The following is a 15,194-nucleotide window of genomic DNA, read 5'->3' as shown; positions in this document are numbered from 1 at the left end:
ATGCTTTCGCTCAAACTTACCGTCGACAAGAACAACAAGCTGGCAGAAGGCGTGACAGCCTACGGGCGTGGCGCATTCACCGAAGCGTTTGAGCTGTTCACCGAACTTGCGGTCCAGGGCGATGGCGACGCCAAAGCCTGGCTTGCCGCGATGTATGCCAACGGCGAAGGTGTATCAGCCTCCATGCCTACAGCGGTTTGCTTCTATCGTGAGAGCGCGGCAGCAGGAAACGTCCAGGCGCAGACCAACCTCGGCGCAATGCTGGCGATGGGGCAAGGCGTTGAACGCGACGTCAACGAAGGCATCGCGTGGCTGACCAAAGCGGCCGAACAGAACGACATGTTCGCGCAGTTCAATCTGGCAACCCTGTATTCCAAAGGTGAGGACATCCCGCTCGACAATGAACGGGCCGCCAAATGGTATCGCGCTGCAGCCGAGGCCGGCCACTATCCGTCGCAGGCGCGGCTTGGATACTTTTATGTCAATGGCATCGGCGTCACGAAGGATCGCGTCGAGGGCTACCTGTGGCTGACGCTGGCCGCGCAGCACGGTGTCGGTACCGCACTTAATGCGCTCGAAGCAATCGTGCCGCAAATGTCGATGGATGAAAAGCGTCAGGGCTCAGCTCGCGTCGAAGCCTGGCGTTCTCGCACCGCCGATGTTTCCCGCCACGCGCGCCTGCGTCTTTTTTGAAAGGCGCGCGCAATGGTTTTCAGTGCACAGCAGATCAAGTTCGAGTTTCTTAGCTACATAAAGGAATTCGGCGGACAGCCGGCGGAGTGGCATGTCGGCTGCGCTCCCGATGCTCCAAAGGCGATGTTCGAGCAGGCCAAGGTCGATTCCGAACACGACATCTGGCTTTGGAAGCCCGCGCTGTCACCCGCCGCAGCGCGTATCGTGTATCGCTATCTGACCGAACAACTCGGCGTAAACCACGCGGCATCCCCCGGCGACGGAGCTAATATATTCCTCTACAAGCGCACGCCCCAGCGTGACGCATAAATGGGCTGTTTTCCTTGAAAAACTGCACATATTCAGCTCATTGCGATTTGCGCGCCACTACCCTAGCGACATCCTAAAAACTCCAGCATTTCTCCTAGATATTATTTCTAGACTCCATCTAGACTTTCTCAGTGTCAGTTCTTGATCCAGGGGAATGCCAACTATGTCGTCGTACAAGCCTTCGCTTTTGGTTGCGGGTCTCATGTGTGCCGCTGTCTCGCCCGCCGTTGCCGGAGATTCTTCGTCTTCGCAGCTGCCGTTCAACGTGCTTTTCGGAACTAAGATTGCGAACGAATACAATTTGCGTAGCGTGTCGCAGACACAGGGTCGTCCGGCCGCGCAAGGATACATGGAGCTGAATTTCGCCAACGGTCTCTATGCTGGCTTCTGGGCATCGAATGTCGACTTCGACGCGACAGATCCGTACGCTGAGTTCGACTACTACGGCGGCATCCGCCACAGCTTCGATGCTCTCTCGCTCGACGTCGGTTACGTCTATATCGACTACATCGGCGAGAACCCTGGCAATCAGCTCGATTTCTGGAAGATCTACGGCATCGCCAAGTATGCGCTCACCGACGATCTCACCATCGGCGCCAACCTTTACTGGTCGAACTCGTTCATCGGCTTCAATGGCGTTGACGGAACCCACTCGTCGTTCTTCGCCCGTCGCGCACTACCGGAACTAAGCCTGCCCCACGATATCTCATCGTATGTTTCGGGCGAGATCGGCCATCAGTGGGTGGGCAGCAATTTCGCACCGGGCTACACGTTCTGGAATGCGGGCATGGGCTTCACGCACAAGGCCATGACGCTCGACCTGCGCTACACCGGCTCAGACCTTTCGAAAAGCGAATGCGTTGCTTTCATCGGCCAGGCCGACTCGTGCGGCAACCGCTTCCTGTTGAGCCTGTCGTTCGATACGTCGCTGAACCAGATCAAGTAAGCGCGGAGCGCGGTAGCGAACGCGAACGCTGCAACGTCGATCACACGAGCGCCATTGGCCAAGCCGGCCAGTGGCGCTTGCATTTTTTTGCCTGCGTCTGTTTACGCGTTGCATCGGCAGGCCGCTGGCCAGAGTACCTACGCCCGAGGCCTGGAGGCCGTCATCGGCACCCTGGCCCCATACTCTCCTGCCGCAAATGCCGCACCCATCCCCCGGGATGGGCACCAATTGCAAGAAAACATGAACGCCGTTGCGTCGGGCGGGTTGACGGCAAGCCCCGCGCCTGAGAAGTCAAGCGTGCATCCGGCTGCGGTTGCGGGGCATATCCCGCATTATTCATACCCTCAGGTCCCACCGTGCAAGATTACGTCAGAAAAGTCCTCGGCGCTCGCGTCTATGACGTCGCCATCGACAGCCCGCTCGACGACATGCCGCGCCTTTCCAAGCGGCTGCATAACCGCGTGCTTCTGAAGCGCGAGGACCTGCAGCCGGTGTTCTCGTTCAAGCTGCGCGGCGCGTATAACAAAATGGCCGGCCTGTCGCCTGAGGCGCTGGAGCGAGGCGTCATCTGCGCGTCCGCAGGCAACCATGCGCAGGGTGTCGCCCTGTCCGCACGCATGTTGGGCACCAAGGCCACCATCGTGATGCCGTGCGCCACGCCGGGCATCAAGGTGCAGGCGGTCCGCAGCCGCGGCGGCAACGTCGTCCTCCATGGCGAAAATTTCGACGAAGCCGCTGCCCACGCGCGCAAGCTGGAAGCCGAGCAGGGGCTGGTCTTCATTCATCCCTACGACGATCCCGATGTGATCGCCGGGCAGGGCACCATCGGCATGGAAATCCTGCGTCACCACCCCGATCCGATCGAAGCCATTTTTGTGCCGATCGGTGGCGGCGGACTGGCCGCAGGTATTGCCATCTACACCAAGTTCCTGCGCCCCGAGATCAAGATCATCGGCGTTGAGCCGGATGATGCCGCGTGCATGCAGGCCGCCGTGCGTGCCGGCGAGCGCGTGTTGCTGAACCATGTCGGCTTCTTCGCCGACGGCGCCGCCGTGCGCCTTGCCGGCGAAGAGACATTCCGCATCTGTCGCGAATATCTCGATGACATCATCACCGTCACCACCGATGAGGTCTGCTCCGCCATCAAGGATATCTTTGAGGATACGCGCGCGGTTCCCGAGCCCGCTGGCGCGCTGTCTCTCGCTGGCCTGAAGCAATACGCCGAAGCTCATGACGTGTCGGATCGCACGCTGGTCGCCATCAACAGCGGCGCCAACATGGACTTCGACCGCCTGCGCCACATCTCAGAGCGCGCCGAGATCGGCGAACACCGCGAAGCATTGCTGTCTGTGACCATTCCGGAAACGCCGGGCAGCTATCGCCGCTTCATCCAGCTTCTCGGCCGACGCGCCATCACCGAGTTCAACTATCGCTTTGCCGATCCGAAGTCGGCGCACATCTTTGTCGGCGTACGGCTTTCCAACGGCGAAACGGAAAAGCAGCAGATCATCGCAACACTGGCTGACAACGGCTATGGCGTCGTTGACATGAGCAACAACGAGATGGCCAAGCTGCATGTGCGCTACATGGTCGGCGGCCGTGTCGAAGGGCTCGACAACGAGATGGTGTTCCGCTTCCAGTTTCCGGAGCGGCCCGGCGCGTTGCTGCAGTTCCTCGACAGTCTGTCCGACCGCTGGAACATCACGCTGTTCCATTACCGCAATCACGGCGCCGATTATGGCCGCGTGCTGGCTGGCATCGACGTGCCACCGCACGAGCGCGCCGACCTGAAACGCAGCCTGGACGAGCTTTCGTATCCCTATTGGGACGAAAGCGACAACCCGGCCTACGCGTCGTTTCTGTCAGACCGCAACGGCAACGGCCGACTGCCCAAGACGCAATCGGCTTAAGGCGCGATCGCGTTTCTTTGAGGCGCGATATGCACTGGCCATACACTCTCCAATGGCCACGTCCGCGCCTGAAGGGATCTGTGCGAAATGCGACACGCGGCATCTAAAGTGCGTTTCGCCGGACGGACTGAAATGCCGGACGTGGACACGACGGCATTCGCCCCCGACCGGCAATGCATTGACCGCAATCGATAAGAATGACTTTTTTTTGTATAGTTATATTCTAGGGCGCCAGTACGGGTCGCGAGCGATGCGCCATCGCGTTGTTGCCAGCATAAAAGTGCTGGTTTATCGGGAGGATCGTGGCACATCGCGTGGCCTTCCAACTTCCTGACCGCAAGCCATGCCGCATCCAACTCAATGGGTTCTGGGGGCTGTTTCGTATCGCGTAGTCAGCGGTGCATCTGTGGCCATCTCGGAAAATCGCTTCGACCAGCGCACCAGGAAACGGCGGCGGTTCGCACGTATCAAATTTCAGCCCAGCCACTCGCCAGCGCGCTGACGAAATTTGGCCAGCAGTCGGGCTTGCAGGTGTCAGTCAGTTCGGCAACTGCCAAGGGTCGTACATCGCCGGGCGTTTCAGGCACGCTGTCCGCTGATCAGGCGCTTTCGCAGCTGCTTTCCGGAACGGGTGCAAGCTTCAGGTTAGCGGTAACGACACGGTTATCATTTCATTCAGCGAGGGCGCGGGCAATGAAGCCGGTGCGACGGTCGATGGTGCAATATCTCTTGATACGATTGATGTGAGCGGCGGGGCTGGAAGCTGCACTACGGCCTGGAATATTATCGCGACGATTTCTCCGGAAACACGACGGCGGATGCCAACCCGGATGGCATTTCCAGCGTCGGCGGTGCGTTCCTGCAGGCAACGTTGACGTCTGGAATTTTCGAGTTCATCCCCGGTGTGCGTGTCGACCGGTTCACGATGAAGAGCAAATGCGATGGACTTCTTCCTGAACTTGAACGTCCATGATTTGTTGCCAGGCCCTCAGCAGCGGAGGTTTGCTCTAAGCCGCCAATCGATAATTTTGTCAAGATTCCAGATATCAGCGCGCCGATGATCACACGTGCGGACTTGGTCACGCGATGCCTGCCTGCTACAAGATCGATACCCCCCGGCGATGCTTTCCTCGCTTCAGGACCACAGCAGTCCACGCCTGCAAATCGCCGTCCCATCAGTCTGACGACAATCGTGCAACAGAATTTGTTGCGCTTCATTCTACGGAATGTCGGGCGCTGATGTTTCAGCGCAAATATTTGCATGCTAATGGGGGGCTACCATCACCTAGGATCTGAGAAAGGGTAAAGCCATGAACGACACCATGAAGGCGATCGTCCTCGAAAAGTTCGGCGGCTACGACGCTTTCGAGTTGCGGGATGTGCCCGTGCCAACGGTCGGGCCGCGGCAGGTGCGGGTGCGCGTACACGCAACGGCCATCAATCCTCTGGACTATCAGATCCGGCGCGGTGACTACGCCGACTACGTGCCGCTGCCCGCAATCACCGGTCACGACATTTCCGGCGTTGTGGAGGAGAGGGGCGCGAACGTAACCGAGGTCGACGTCGGCGACGAGGTTTATTACACGCCGAAGATCTTCGGCGGTCCCGGTTCATACGCGGAGCAGCACATTGCCGATGTCGAACTGGTCGCCCGCAAGCCGCACAATATCACCCACCTTGAGGCCGCCAGCCTCACGCTGGTCGGAGGTACAGTCTGGGAAGCTCTTGTGACGCGCGCGCAGCTCGCCGTGCACGAGACCATTCTGATCCACGGCGGCGCGGGCGGTGTTGGTACGATCGCGATCCAGCTTGCCAAGGCGATGGGCGCGCGGGTCATCACAACGGCGCGCGCCAGCAATCATGAATTTGTGCGTTCGCTCGGCGCGGACGAGGCTATCGATCACACCTCCGATGACTACGTCTCAGCCGTGGCCGAGCTGACCAAAGGTCAAGGGGTGAATGTCGTGTTCGACACCATCGGCGGCGATGCCCTGACCAAAAGCCCGCTCGCACTTGCAGATGCCGGACGGGTGATCAGCATCGTCGACATCGCGCAGCCACAGAACCTGATCGAGGCTTGGGGCAAGAACGCCGCTTACCATTTTGTGTTCACCCGTCAGAACCGCGGCAAGCTGGACGCGCTGACAAACCTTGTCGAACGCGGCCTGATCAAGCCGGTGATCGGCGCGGTGTTGCCGCTGGCCCGCATCGGCGACGCACACGAATTGCTCGAAGGCGGAAGCGCCCGCGGACTTCGCGGCAAGGTGGCGATCGATGTTGTGGGGCAGACTGTCGAGCTGCCCACGCGGACATAACTGCATCGAACACGGCCCACATGGTCCCGCACTCTGGGCTGCAGTCGATCAGCAATCAGGAGCCGGCCTCAACCGGCTTCACCAGACCCTGCCGCATGCAGAAATAAACCAGCTCGATATCGGAACGCACGCCCAGCTTCGATTTGATCTCGTAATGGTAGTTCGCAATCGTTTTTGGACTGAGATTGAACGCCGAGGCGATTTCATCTGTCGGCTTGGCGTCCAAAATCATACGCAGCACTTCAAATTCGCGCGGCGATAAATCATCCAGCGCCGTGCTTTCACCGCACAACCTGCTGGTGGCGAACACCTCGTTTATTTCTGCACATAAAGCTGGCCGGCCGGCATACACGCTGCGAATTGCGCTAACCAGAACGTCCGGCGGACTGCTCTTGGTGACATACCCGCGTGCGCCGGCATTGAACGCCTGCTGTGCATAGGTTGCACTGGCATGCATCGTGAAAATCAGGATGCGCGCCTCTGAATTCAGTTGCCTGATCTGGCGCACTAGGTCAATGCCGCCACGCCCGGGCATCGAAATATCCACCACGACGACATCGGGGTTGGCGTCCTTGAACGCCTTGTACCCGCTCGCCGCGTCCTCCGCTTCGGCTACCACGTCGATATCTCTGTGCATCTCGATCAAGCGCCGATAGCCCTCACGCACCACGGCGTGGTCATCGACGAGAAGCACGCGAATGGACGCTACCATTATGATCCCGATGCTCCCGGCTGTGCGCATGGAAATTCGATTTCGAGCGCGAAGCCGCCACCCGATACCGGCGCTGCTGAAAATGTTCCGCTCAATGCGGCCACGCGCTCCCGTATGCCGACGAGCCCAGCGCCACCACCCACGGACGGCGTCACTGTCATCCCGGCATCATGGCGTTCGCTACGGCCAATCCCGTCATCAACAATCCGCAGGTGGATCGCATCCGATCCGTTCACGCCATTCTCCATCTGGCGCAGCACGATCTGAACACTGCGGGCATTGGCGTGCTTGGCGGCGTTTGTGAGCGCCTCTTGCACGATGCGATAGACATGCGCATTCGTTTCGGCATTCAATCCGTCCAACGCCCCATCCATTTGCAGCGTGAAGCGCGTAGCCCCCGCCGCATTCCTATTATATTGCGCCACGAGCGCCTCAAGGCTCGTGACAAGACCGAGATCATCAAGCTCCTGCGGCCGCAGATTGGTCAACGTACGCCGCACAGTTTGCATCAGGTTCGCAACCACGCCTTCCAACTCTGCCGCTTCTGTAGCTAGGCTGCTCTCCTGGCGCTCTGCCTTCGTGCGCAATATCGCAGCTTGTGCGTTTAGCGCACTTAGCGTCTGCGCGATTTCATCGTGCAGTTCGCGCGCAATGTGGCGGCGCTCGCGTTCCTGCGCATCAACCAGTCTACGTGCCAAGCCGGCGCGCTCCGCGTTTGCCTTTGTCAGCTCTGCAGCAACAAAATTGAACACCGCGCTGATGCGATCGAACTGAAGCAGGCGAAACGCGGGCAAACGAACAGTCATGTCGCCGCGGGCCATTCGGTTAAGCCCATCCACGATCTGCTTTGATGGCCGCAGCGCGCGATCTATCACCAGGAATGTCATGAGACACAGCACTGCCACCAGCCCGGCCGCAAACCCCAGCAACGGCACGATGCTGTGCCACGCCAGGCTCGCGCTCGCGATCGGCTCATAACGGGCGACAACGCTGCCGTGTACGGTGCCCCGATAAAAAATCTGGCGCGCCTCCGATGACGATAGCCCGTCGCCTGCAACGCGACGATAAAGCCAGGCAAACCATGCTGGCGCCGAAACTGCAGCGCGATCCAGCCCCGCGCAGTTCAGATGCTGGACTTCGCCGGTCTTGGCGCGCAGTTCAGCACACTGGCCGGACTGCAGCAGCGGTGTCGTCACCAGATCCCAATCCGGAAAGCGCTCTGGGATTTCCTCGACGCGGCTGTACATCGAAAGGCGGTGATCCATCTGCCGACCAACGCCCTCCACAAGCTCAAGGTTCAGCCGCTTTGTGGCCAGTGCGCTCTGATAGATCAGTAGGAGCGCGCCGACGATCAGACATGCCATGGCGACCAATGCGATCCTTCTGATCAGCAGCCATTTCAAGTCCATGCAGAGCGATCCCGGGCGTCAGCTATCCGGCAAAGTATGCCTTGCTTCCCAGCATGTGAAGCGTTCCGCGCCAACGTCAGGAAATTTGCCCAACGGTCAGCATGGGCATCGCCGTTGCCCTTCACGCGGCGCGATAACACCCTACGCGCACCGGGTCTTGAACGCTTCAAGGTTCAGCCCGTCGGCAACGCAGAATGCGCGTTGGGCAAGGTGGGCGCATGGAACAGGCTGAAGCATACCGTGCCGAGGATCGCAGCTTACGGCGACGCAAGCCTCAACTCAGCAGCGCCTTCCCGCTGGTGTTGCTGCTCCTGACCGCCGCGTTGCTGGCCTTGCTGGGTTTTGGACTGAAGCAGGCGAGTTCTTCTGACAGCAATCTCAAAGCGCTTCTCGCCAGCCTCGAAACGGCTCTCTGCATCGAAAAAGCTGAGCAACCGGTTTCGACACAGTCGCCGCATCACAAGACTAACGGTCAGACTGCCAACCATTAGCAAAAAACGTATTCAGGAGATTCTGATGAAACCCATGCTTGCTGCGCTCGCCTTCATGGCGATCACATGCCCCGTGTTTGCCCACGGCACAGCCGACGGCGCCAAGGAATTGAACCCGAGTGATATCGTCTTCCGCGATGATCCCGCGTTCCCGAATGGGGGCCAGACCGCCCTCATCCATGGCGATCCGGACAAGCCGGGGCTCTTCATTCTGCGCATCAAGTTTCCGCCCAACTACATCGTGCCGCCGCACACGCACCCGGGCTTTGAAACCGTGACCGTCCTGTCCGGTGCTATGGGCAGCGGAATGGGTGAGAAGACCGATCTGAACAAGGGCAAGATGCTTGAAGCCGGGGGCATTCTCGCCCTGCCGGCGAACCATGCGCACTACGTTTGGACCACCGATCAAGAGACCATCATTCAGGTCGCCGCCATCGGACCGTTTGATCTGATTTACATCAATCCCGATGACGATCCGCGCAAGAAGGCAATCAAGAAGTAGCCAAATAGCATCCCGCCGGGTCAGGGGGCGCTTCCCCGATCCCGGCGGGAGGTGCGCACACCTCCCGTTGGCGGCGCGCCTGTTCGAAAGCAAACTGTGGCTGACCGCGTGCATGCAGCGGCGTGCGGTCAGCCAACCTTTTCTGACGCCGGCTCAGGCGACAGTTCCGCAAGCTTTCCCGGTCGACCGTTTTCTTCTTCAGCTCCCGGCATCGGCGGTATCTTGCCGGTTATGTTCGGCCATAGCTCAGAGTATTTGCGATTGATTTCCAGCCACTGCTCCGTGGCCTGCGGTTCGCTATCCGAAAAGATCGCCTCGGCCGGACACTCCGGCACGCACACTCCGCAGTCGATGCACTCGTCCGGATGAATGACGAGCATGTTCTCGCCTTCATAGAAACAGTCGACCGGGCACACTTCCACGCAGTCGGTAAACTTGCATTTGATGCAATTTTCGGTGACGACATATGTCATAGCCGCATCCCAGTTATTTCGGGCCGTTTGACGGCGTCACGCTCACTGGCCGCCCTCTGTTTCCACCTGCCGCATACTCTCAACAGCGTCCCGATGCAGCGCAATTCCCATCTGTAGCGACTGCGCAATCCGCTCCGCCCTGTCGATGAAGACAGCCGCAGCCGGCAGCTCGCAAACCTCCGCCGCCGTTGCACGGAACAACGCCAGCCAATGTTCGAAGTGCGCGCCGTTCAGCTCCGTTATGCGGGCATGCACCGGCATCGGCCGCCCCTTGTAGCGACCCGACATCAAGACCACGGATGACCAGAAAGCGCACATTTTCTCCAGGTGCTCAGGCCAGTCATCGACGCGCGCAGCAAAGATTGGCCCCAGCGTTGGGTCCTGCTGCACACGGCCGTAAAAGCTGTGCACGAGGGCATGTATGGTCGCCTCCGTGATGCCAACGGGAAAACCCGGCGATCGGGGATCAGCTGTCCAACGTATTTGACCGGCCGGTGCGCGTTCCATCACCAAGTCCTTGTTTACGGCGCCGACGTGATCCGGAGCGCCAACGAGCTATCCTAAGAGAAGAGCCGTGCCCCGAAGGCCGGAGCCGTTGGTATTATATCATGCATATTTAATGCATCATATGGCGTTGACGGTCCATTTGCATAAATGCCCCAGCCATCAAATCCATGTGAGCGTTCCGCCGGTTGGATCAATCCTTCACCGCTGCGCATTATCGATTTAGGCCTGCAATATTTTGGATTTGGGCTCCTTAAGCGCTTCGCAATCGGCAGAACCCCATGGCAACCCGATCAGTTCGGCGACAAGCATCAATCGGCCTCAAGCGCGTCTACGATCCGCCCTCGGCAGACGACGGCATGCGCGTCCTTGTCGACAGACTCTGGCCGAGAGGCCTTAGCAAAGACGCCGCGAAGGTGGACGTCTGGATGAAGGAGGCCGCCCCAAGCGCGGAGCTTCGCAAATGGTTTCACCATGAACCGGAGCGCTGGAACGAATTCAAACACCGCTACCGGCAGGAGCTGGCTGCAAACGTCGACGCAGTCGAGCACCTGAGAGAGCTGGCGAAATCTAAACCGATGACATTGCTATTCGCTGCGCACGATACCGAACACAACAATGCAGTAGTGTTGCTCGATTTCCTGCAGCACGGGCATGCGCCTCGGCCACAAACTTCTCCGGCTCAAGCGCGCTGAATTACCAGAGACGCACGACGCCGAAGTGCATCAGCGTGATGCCAAAAATCAGAATTGCAAGGAAAACTGCCCGTCTGCCCGGATCGACGTATTTATGATCGCGATCCTCTCTATTACTGTTAAACATTGCTCCGGCTCCGCTTAGAAAAGCTCATCGCTGCTTAAAAACAATGCGGCCTGCCCAACTTTGTTCACGCGCCATCGTCTTACGATAGTCACGATCACGAAATTTCTATAAAAAATCAGTCGCACTAACATCGCTCTGGGCTATACGATGATAGCAGGTAGCCTCCCATGACATTCGGCTGCCGAAACTCTCATATTATATCGTGTAACGATACGCACAAGAGATCCAATATGGCGAAAGCACCTGCGCGCAAAACGTTTCCCAAGAAAAGCTACGAAGCCCTCGCCGATTTCCGGCATGCCCTCCGACAGTTCTTCGCGTTCAGTGAGCAGGAAGCCAATTCCGCAGGACTAAGCCCCCAGCAATATCAGGCTCTGCTGGCGATCAAGGGCTCGGCGAAGGGCAACGATATCGGCATCCAGGAAATAGCTGACCGGCTGCTCATTCGCCATCACACCGCTGTTGAGCTGGTGGATCGTCTCGTCCGCAACGGCTTTGTCACTCGCATCAAAGATAAATCTGATCTGCGGCGTGTTCAGGTTCGTTTGACCGCAAAAACCGAGCGTGTGATGGACAAGCTTGCCGCAGCCCACCTGCGCGAGCTCAAGGGCATTCGGCCGGCTCTCGACCAACTGCTCGATCAGTTCGACTGAGGTCTCGAACGCCGGGCGGAAAACCACCACATCAAGGCCAGCCCTACCTGCGCGCCTGATCGCCCGCGCAAACAAACGGCTCCCATAGCAAATGGGCGCCGACAGAAACGAAGTATCGTGTGGAAAATGGGAAGCGATGATGCCTGCGTCGGCAGCGTACGGCCTTGCCGCTTTCCTGGCGCGCCGCTGAGCCCCTATGGCGGGTCCGGCGTGGATGGCTCGCCGGGCCCGCAAAGGGGCGCTCTTTGGCGTGAGGGCGCCGCAAGCGGGATAATTTCCCCAGGTCGTCTTCCCGCACGCCTTAGTTAGCACAATTTAGAATGCTTTGAATTGAAAAACGCTTCGGGCCATCGATCTGGCGACCGGATGTGGCGATCCTGGCACGCAGCGTTAGCCACGGCAGCCTGGCCCCCATCCCGAAGCCCGCACCCGCGTCGCTGGCCATGAAACATGGCATTGACAAAACGGCAGAACCGGACAGACTCTCTCCTATGGCAAGACTGCAAACGAGCACAAACCGGGTCGTGTTGATCGCGGAATTTTAGCCCTGGGGCTCGGTCGCGTGCGCCCCGAGTTCCAGGGGCTTTTCGGGCTTTGCGTTTTCGCCAGCTAGCCCACAGGCGCGTTCAAAAAATCATCGGCCGACTGGCGTATCATGGCGCCAGAATATTTGCGCATTCACCTGGAGCAGACGGACTATGGCTGACGTTTCGAATCCGCAGAACAAGCCTGCCATCATGGTCAGCGATGTTGACTATAAGCGATTGAGCGATCTCGCCGTGGGCGCGCTGGAGCGCATGCCAGCCGTGGCGGAGGTGCTGCTGGCCGAAATGGACCGCGCCGAAGTGGTCGCTGCCTCGACCATCCCCGCCAATGTTGTACAGATGCAGTCGACGGTGAACTATCGCTCGGACGCGGGCGAAGAACGCCGCGTGACCCTGGTGTATCCAGCTGAGGCTGACATCGCCCAGGGCCGTATTTCCATCATGACGCCGATCGGATCGGCTCTGATCGGCCTGTCGACCGGCCAGTCGATCGCGTGGACAACGCGCGACGGCCAGCGCCATGAGCTCACGGTCGTCAGTGTTGAGCAGCCGAGCACCCTGCTGGCCAGCTAGCATCCACACCGGTGCAGCAAAAATTCAAGGCCGCCCGCAGCAACGCGGAGCGGCCTTTTCTATTAGTGCGCCTTGAAGGTGTTTGGCGATCCGAACAGCTTGCGTATCAGCTTATGGCAAAGATGTAGATGTCATAGGTGACACCATGAAACCTACAGTAGTCCTGAGGCTGTGGGAGGCGATTACGGCCCCTGCTCGATCTGGCTTGAGGGCACGATCCCTGCGCTGATTGCCAGCCAGACGAGATGCGCATCGTTCGCCGCGCCGATCTTTGCCTTGATGGCATAGTGGTGATTGCGAACTGTTTTGTGGCTGAGATTGAGCAGCTCAGCGATTGTCTCGCTGCTGAGGCCGGTTGCTAGCATCCGCAGAATTTCGGTCTCACGCGCTGAAAGATCGCCGATACCGGAACTGCTACCGCCGAGCCGATCAGCAGCTAGCGCTTGCGCAATATCTTCACTCATCGCGCGGCCGCCGCGAGCCACGATTTCAACCGCCCGGATCAGTTCGTCGGGCGGGCTGCTCTTGGTGATATAGCCACAGGCGCCGGCATCAAATGCCTTCAGCGCATATGCTGCACCCTGATGCATGCTGAACACCAGCACGCGTGCATTCTTGTCCCATTCCCGGATGCGGCGCAGCGCCTCCAAACCGCTGGCACCACCCAGCAACGTCAAATCCATGATCACAACATCAGGCGTGTGCTTTTTGTAAGCTAGATAGGCCTGCGCAACATCCTCCGCTTCTGCCGATACGCTGAAACGCCCGCGCTGCTCAAGCAGACGACGATAACCTTCGCGCACAACCGGATGATCATCGACGAGCAGAATTGAAATGCCGCTCATGCGCAAAGCTCCGACGCAGCTAGCGGCACGGTCGCAGTGATGCGGATGCCTTGCCGAGCGTTACCTATGGACATTACACCGCCCAATGCAGCAAGGCGCTCGCGGATACCGACGATGCCGTGGCCGAATGAGGTTTGAACGCGGCTTGCATCACCACCGCCATCGTCCTCAATCGTAAGCGCGAGTTCTGAGGCGATACTGCCGGCAATCTCAAGCCGCACTGTGACCTCCGATGGCTTGCCGTGTTTGGATGCATTGGTCAGGCATTCCTGCACGATGCGATAGACGTCGATAGCCGCCCGCTTAGGCAACGCTGCGAGGTCGCTGACAATCTGAAGACGATATACCGTGCCGGCTTTCGTCTGTCGGTTAAAGTCGCTCACGAGCTGCCGAAGGCTTGCTTCCAGGCCAACTTCCTCAATACTTTGCGAACGCAACCGCACCAGTGTAGTGCGCAGCGTATCCATGATCTGCTGCTGTGTACGTAGGATCGAGCGCGCATCTTCGGCTATGTCAGGGCGGTCATTGGGAGCGTTGGTCTCGATCAACGCCGCCAGCGCCGAAGTTGCAGCAAAGGCCTGTCCGAATTCATCGTGCAGGTCGCGGGCCAATGCCCGACGCTCATCTTCCTGCACCTGAAACAGCTGCGCCGTCAGCGCAAGTCGCTCCGCGTTCGTCTGCTGCAAGCGGTCCGCGAGCCGATTGACAGCATCGGCGATGTGATTGAATTCGGCGCTTTTGAAACGCCCGATCGGGCGACGCAGCCGTCCATCTTCCAGTTTGTGAAGCGCTTCGACGATGGCGTTCGCGGGCAACAATGCATGCCCTATCATAAACGCCGCAAGCAGCGCGATGCCGGACGCCATCAGCACCGACACACGCACGACAGTTGAGATCTCATGCCACGCACGCCGCAACGACGCGTTCGGATCCGCATAGGTGATCACGAGTCCGGCGTCTTTCTCGCGTATCGAAAGGTATTGCTGCACAGGCTGATGCGCACCGAACACCGCCATGTACACACTGCTGAACCAATCGGGCGGCAGCGGTCCAATCGCTTCAAGCTGACTGCACACAGTGCGCACATCACGCTGCGGCGGACCATACGTGACGCACACGCCGGGCGAAATCAGGCTTTGTGTCGAGAGCGTCTCCCACTCCATCCGAGACATGATGTGCTGCCAGTGCAGCATCTGCAGATGCTGCCCCATACGCTCCGAAGTGGCGGCGACATCCGCTTCAATCTCGCGATAGGTATCGCGGGTGATCCAGGCCACCGTGAAGGCCAGACACAGCAGCACAATGGCCGCGAGACGTATCAACAGAAGCGTTAAAAGGCGCATATTTCTTTCCCAGTTGGGGGGCGATGCTGCCACAGAACACTGCTGGATTAGAAGTCGAGGGCGGCTTCAGCGGGCAATTTGCCCTGAGCGCAACACATGTTTTACGGGCCTATGTCAGCCTGAACCGATATTTCCTTGGTTCAGCGGCC

General features: G+C 59.1%; 18 protein-coding genes. 11 read left to right on the top strand and 7 right to left on the bottom strand.

All coding sequences use genetic code 11. From position 1 onward, the window contains the following. From C6Y62_RS06950 to C6Y62_RS06930, 6 genes are all read left to right on the top strand, one after another. A complete protein-coding gene (locus C6Y62_RS06950) occupies positions 1-693 on the top strand; it encodes a tetratricopeptide repeat protein (RefSeq protein ID WP_173953324.1) in 693 nt (230 codons plus the stop codon). A 12-nt stretch (positions 694-705) separates the two neighbouring features. Next, positions 706-1,002 carry a hypothetical protein gene (locus C6Y62_RS06945; protein ID WP_068463393.1) on the top strand — a complete coding sequence of 99 codons (297 nt, stop codon included), beginning with the start codon at positions 706-708 and terminating at the stop codon, positions 1,000-1,002. A gap of 163 nt (positions 1,003-1,165) precedes the next feature. Beyond that, complete coding sequence (locus tag C6Y62_RS06940; protein WP_173953323.1) at positions 1,166-1,948, top strand: TorF family putative porin; 783 nt, start codon at positions 1,166-1,168, stop codon at positions 1,946-1,948. 356 nt (positions 1,949-2,304) lie between these two features. Next, positions 2,305-3,858, top strand: a complete 1,554-nt coding sequence (ilvA, locus tag C6Y62_RS06935) for a threonine ammonia-lyase, biosynthetic (RefSeq protein WP_173953322.1) — start codon at positions 2,305-2,307, stop codon at positions 3,856-3,858. Positions 3,859-4,218: 360 nt separating this feature from the next. Continuing rightward, positions 4,219-4,605: an STN domain-containing protein gene (locus tag C6Y62_RS16805; RefSeq protein WP_420844147.1), complete on the top strand. Its 387-nt coding sequence runs from the start codon at positions 4,219-4,221 to the stop codon at positions 4,603-4,605. Positions 4,606-5,168: 563 nt separating this feature from the next. Further along, positions 5,169-6,173 (top strand): zinc-dependent alcohol dehydrogenase family protein, encoded by a 1,005-nt coding sequence (locus tag C6Y62_RS06930; protein WP_173953321.1) that lies wholly within the window; start codon positions 5,169-5,171, stop codon positions 6,171-6,173. A 55-nt stretch (positions 6,174-6,228) separates the two neighbouring features. Here C6Y62_RS06930 and C6Y62_RS06925 read toward each other — a convergent pair whose 3' ends face one another. Together C6Y62_RS06925 and C6Y62_RS06920 are read right to left on the bottom strand one after the other, a co-directional pair. Beyond that, entirely contained in the window at positions 6,229-6,885 is a 657-nt protein-coding gene (locus C6Y62_RS06925; protein ID WP_068463398.1) for a response regulator, read from the bottom strand. Next, on the bottom strand, positions 6,885-8,294 hold the full coding sequence (locus C6Y62_RS06920; protein WP_173953320.1) for a sensor histidine kinase: 1,410 nt from the start codon (positions 8,292-8,294) through the stop codon (positions 6,885-6,887). The genes C6Y62_RS06925 and C6Y62_RS06920 overlap by 1 nt, the downstream gene beginning before the upstream one ends. 218 nt (positions 8,295-8,512) lie before the next feature. On the opposite strand from C6Y62_RS06920, the gene C6Y62_RS06915 reads away from it, so the two are divergent. Both C6Y62_RS06915 and C6Y62_RS06910 read left to right on the top strand, forming a co-directional pair. Continuing rightward, complete coding sequence (locus C6Y62_RS06915; RefSeq protein WP_173953319.1) at positions 8,513-8,785, top strand: hypothetical protein; 273 nt, start codon at positions 8,513-8,515, stop codon at positions 8,783-8,785. Between the two features lie 25 nt (positions 8,786-8,810). Beyond that, entirely contained in the window at positions 8,811-9,287 is a 477-nt protein-coding gene (locus C6Y62_RS06910; RefSeq protein ID WP_173953318.1) for a cupin domain-containing protein, read from the top strand. Between the two features lie 128 nt (positions 9,288-9,415). Here C6Y62_RS06910 and fdxA read toward each other — a convergent pair whose 3' ends face one another. Both fdxA and C6Y62_RS06900 read right to left on the bottom strand, forming a co-directional pair. Continuing rightward, positions 9,416-9,760, bottom strand: coding sequence for a ferredoxin FdxA (gene fdxA / locus C6Y62_RS06905; RefSeq protein WP_068463407.1), 345 nt, complete (start codon positions 9,758-9,760; stop codon positions 9,416-9,418). A 42-nt stretch (positions 9,761-9,802) separates the two neighbouring features. Further along, a complete protein-coding gene (locus C6Y62_RS06900) occupies positions 9,803-10,267 on the bottom strand; it encodes a group III truncated hemoglobin (RefSeq protein ID WP_173953317.1) in 465 nt (154 codons plus the stop codon). A gap of 278 nt (positions 10,268-10,545) precedes the next feature. Here C6Y62_RS06900 and C6Y62_RS06895 point away from each other — a divergent pair, with 278 nt between their 5' ends. After that, positions 10,546-10,959: a DUF488 domain-containing protein gene (locus C6Y62_RS06895; protein ID WP_173953316.1), complete on the top strand. Its 414-nt coding sequence runs from the start codon at positions 10,546-10,548 to the stop codon at positions 10,957-10,959. A 1-nt stretch (position 10,960) separates the two neighbouring features. Here the strand turns inward: C6Y62_RS06895 and C6Y62_RS16615 are convergent, their stop codons facing one another. Next, positions 10,961-11,086 (bottom strand): hypothetical protein, encoded by a 126-nt coding sequence (locus tag C6Y62_RS16615; RefSeq protein ID WP_276509967.1) that lies wholly within the window; start codon positions 11,084-11,086, stop codon positions 10,961-10,963. Between the two features lie 230 nt (positions 11,087-11,316). On the opposite strand from C6Y62_RS16615, the gene C6Y62_RS06890 reads away from it, so the two are divergent. Further along, the gene (locus C6Y62_RS06890) at positions 11,317-11,739 is read left to right on the top strand and encodes a MarR family winged helix-turn-helix transcriptional regulator (protein ID WP_068463412.1); all 423 of its coding nucleotides are present in this window, start codon (positions 11,317-11,319) and stop codon (positions 11,737-11,739) included. 698 nt (positions 11,740-12,437) lie between these two features. Next, a complete protein-coding gene (gene rnk / locus C6Y62_RS06885; RefSeq protein ID WP_173953315.1) occupies positions 12,438-12,857 on the top strand; it encodes a nucleoside diphosphate kinase regulator in 420 nt (139 codons plus the stop codon). A gap of 182 nt (positions 12,858-13,039) precedes the next feature. On the opposite strand, the gene C6Y62_RS06880 is transcribed toward rnk, so the two are convergent. Next, entirely contained in the window at positions 13,040-13,702 is a 663-nt protein-coding gene (locus C6Y62_RS06880; protein WP_068463417.1) for a response regulator, read from the bottom strand. Then, positions 13,699-15,045, bottom strand: a complete 1,347-nt coding sequence (locus tag C6Y62_RS06875) for a histidine kinase (protein ID WP_173953314.1) — start codon at positions 15,043-15,045, stop codon at positions 13,699-13,701. Before C6Y62_RS06875 ends, C6Y62_RS06880 begins: the two co-directional genes overlap by 4 nt. Positions 15,046-15,194: the final 149 nt, after the last annotated feature.

It is taken from the genome of Hyphomicrobium sulfonivorans, from assembly GCF_013306565.1.
In the GTDB taxonomy this organism is placed as follows: Bacteria; Pseudomonadota; Alphaproteobacteria; order Rhizobiales; family Hyphomicrobiaceae; genus Hyphomicrobium_A; species Hyphomicrobium_A sulfonivorans.
This window is presented reverse-complemented; position numbering and strand designations above follow the sequence as displayed.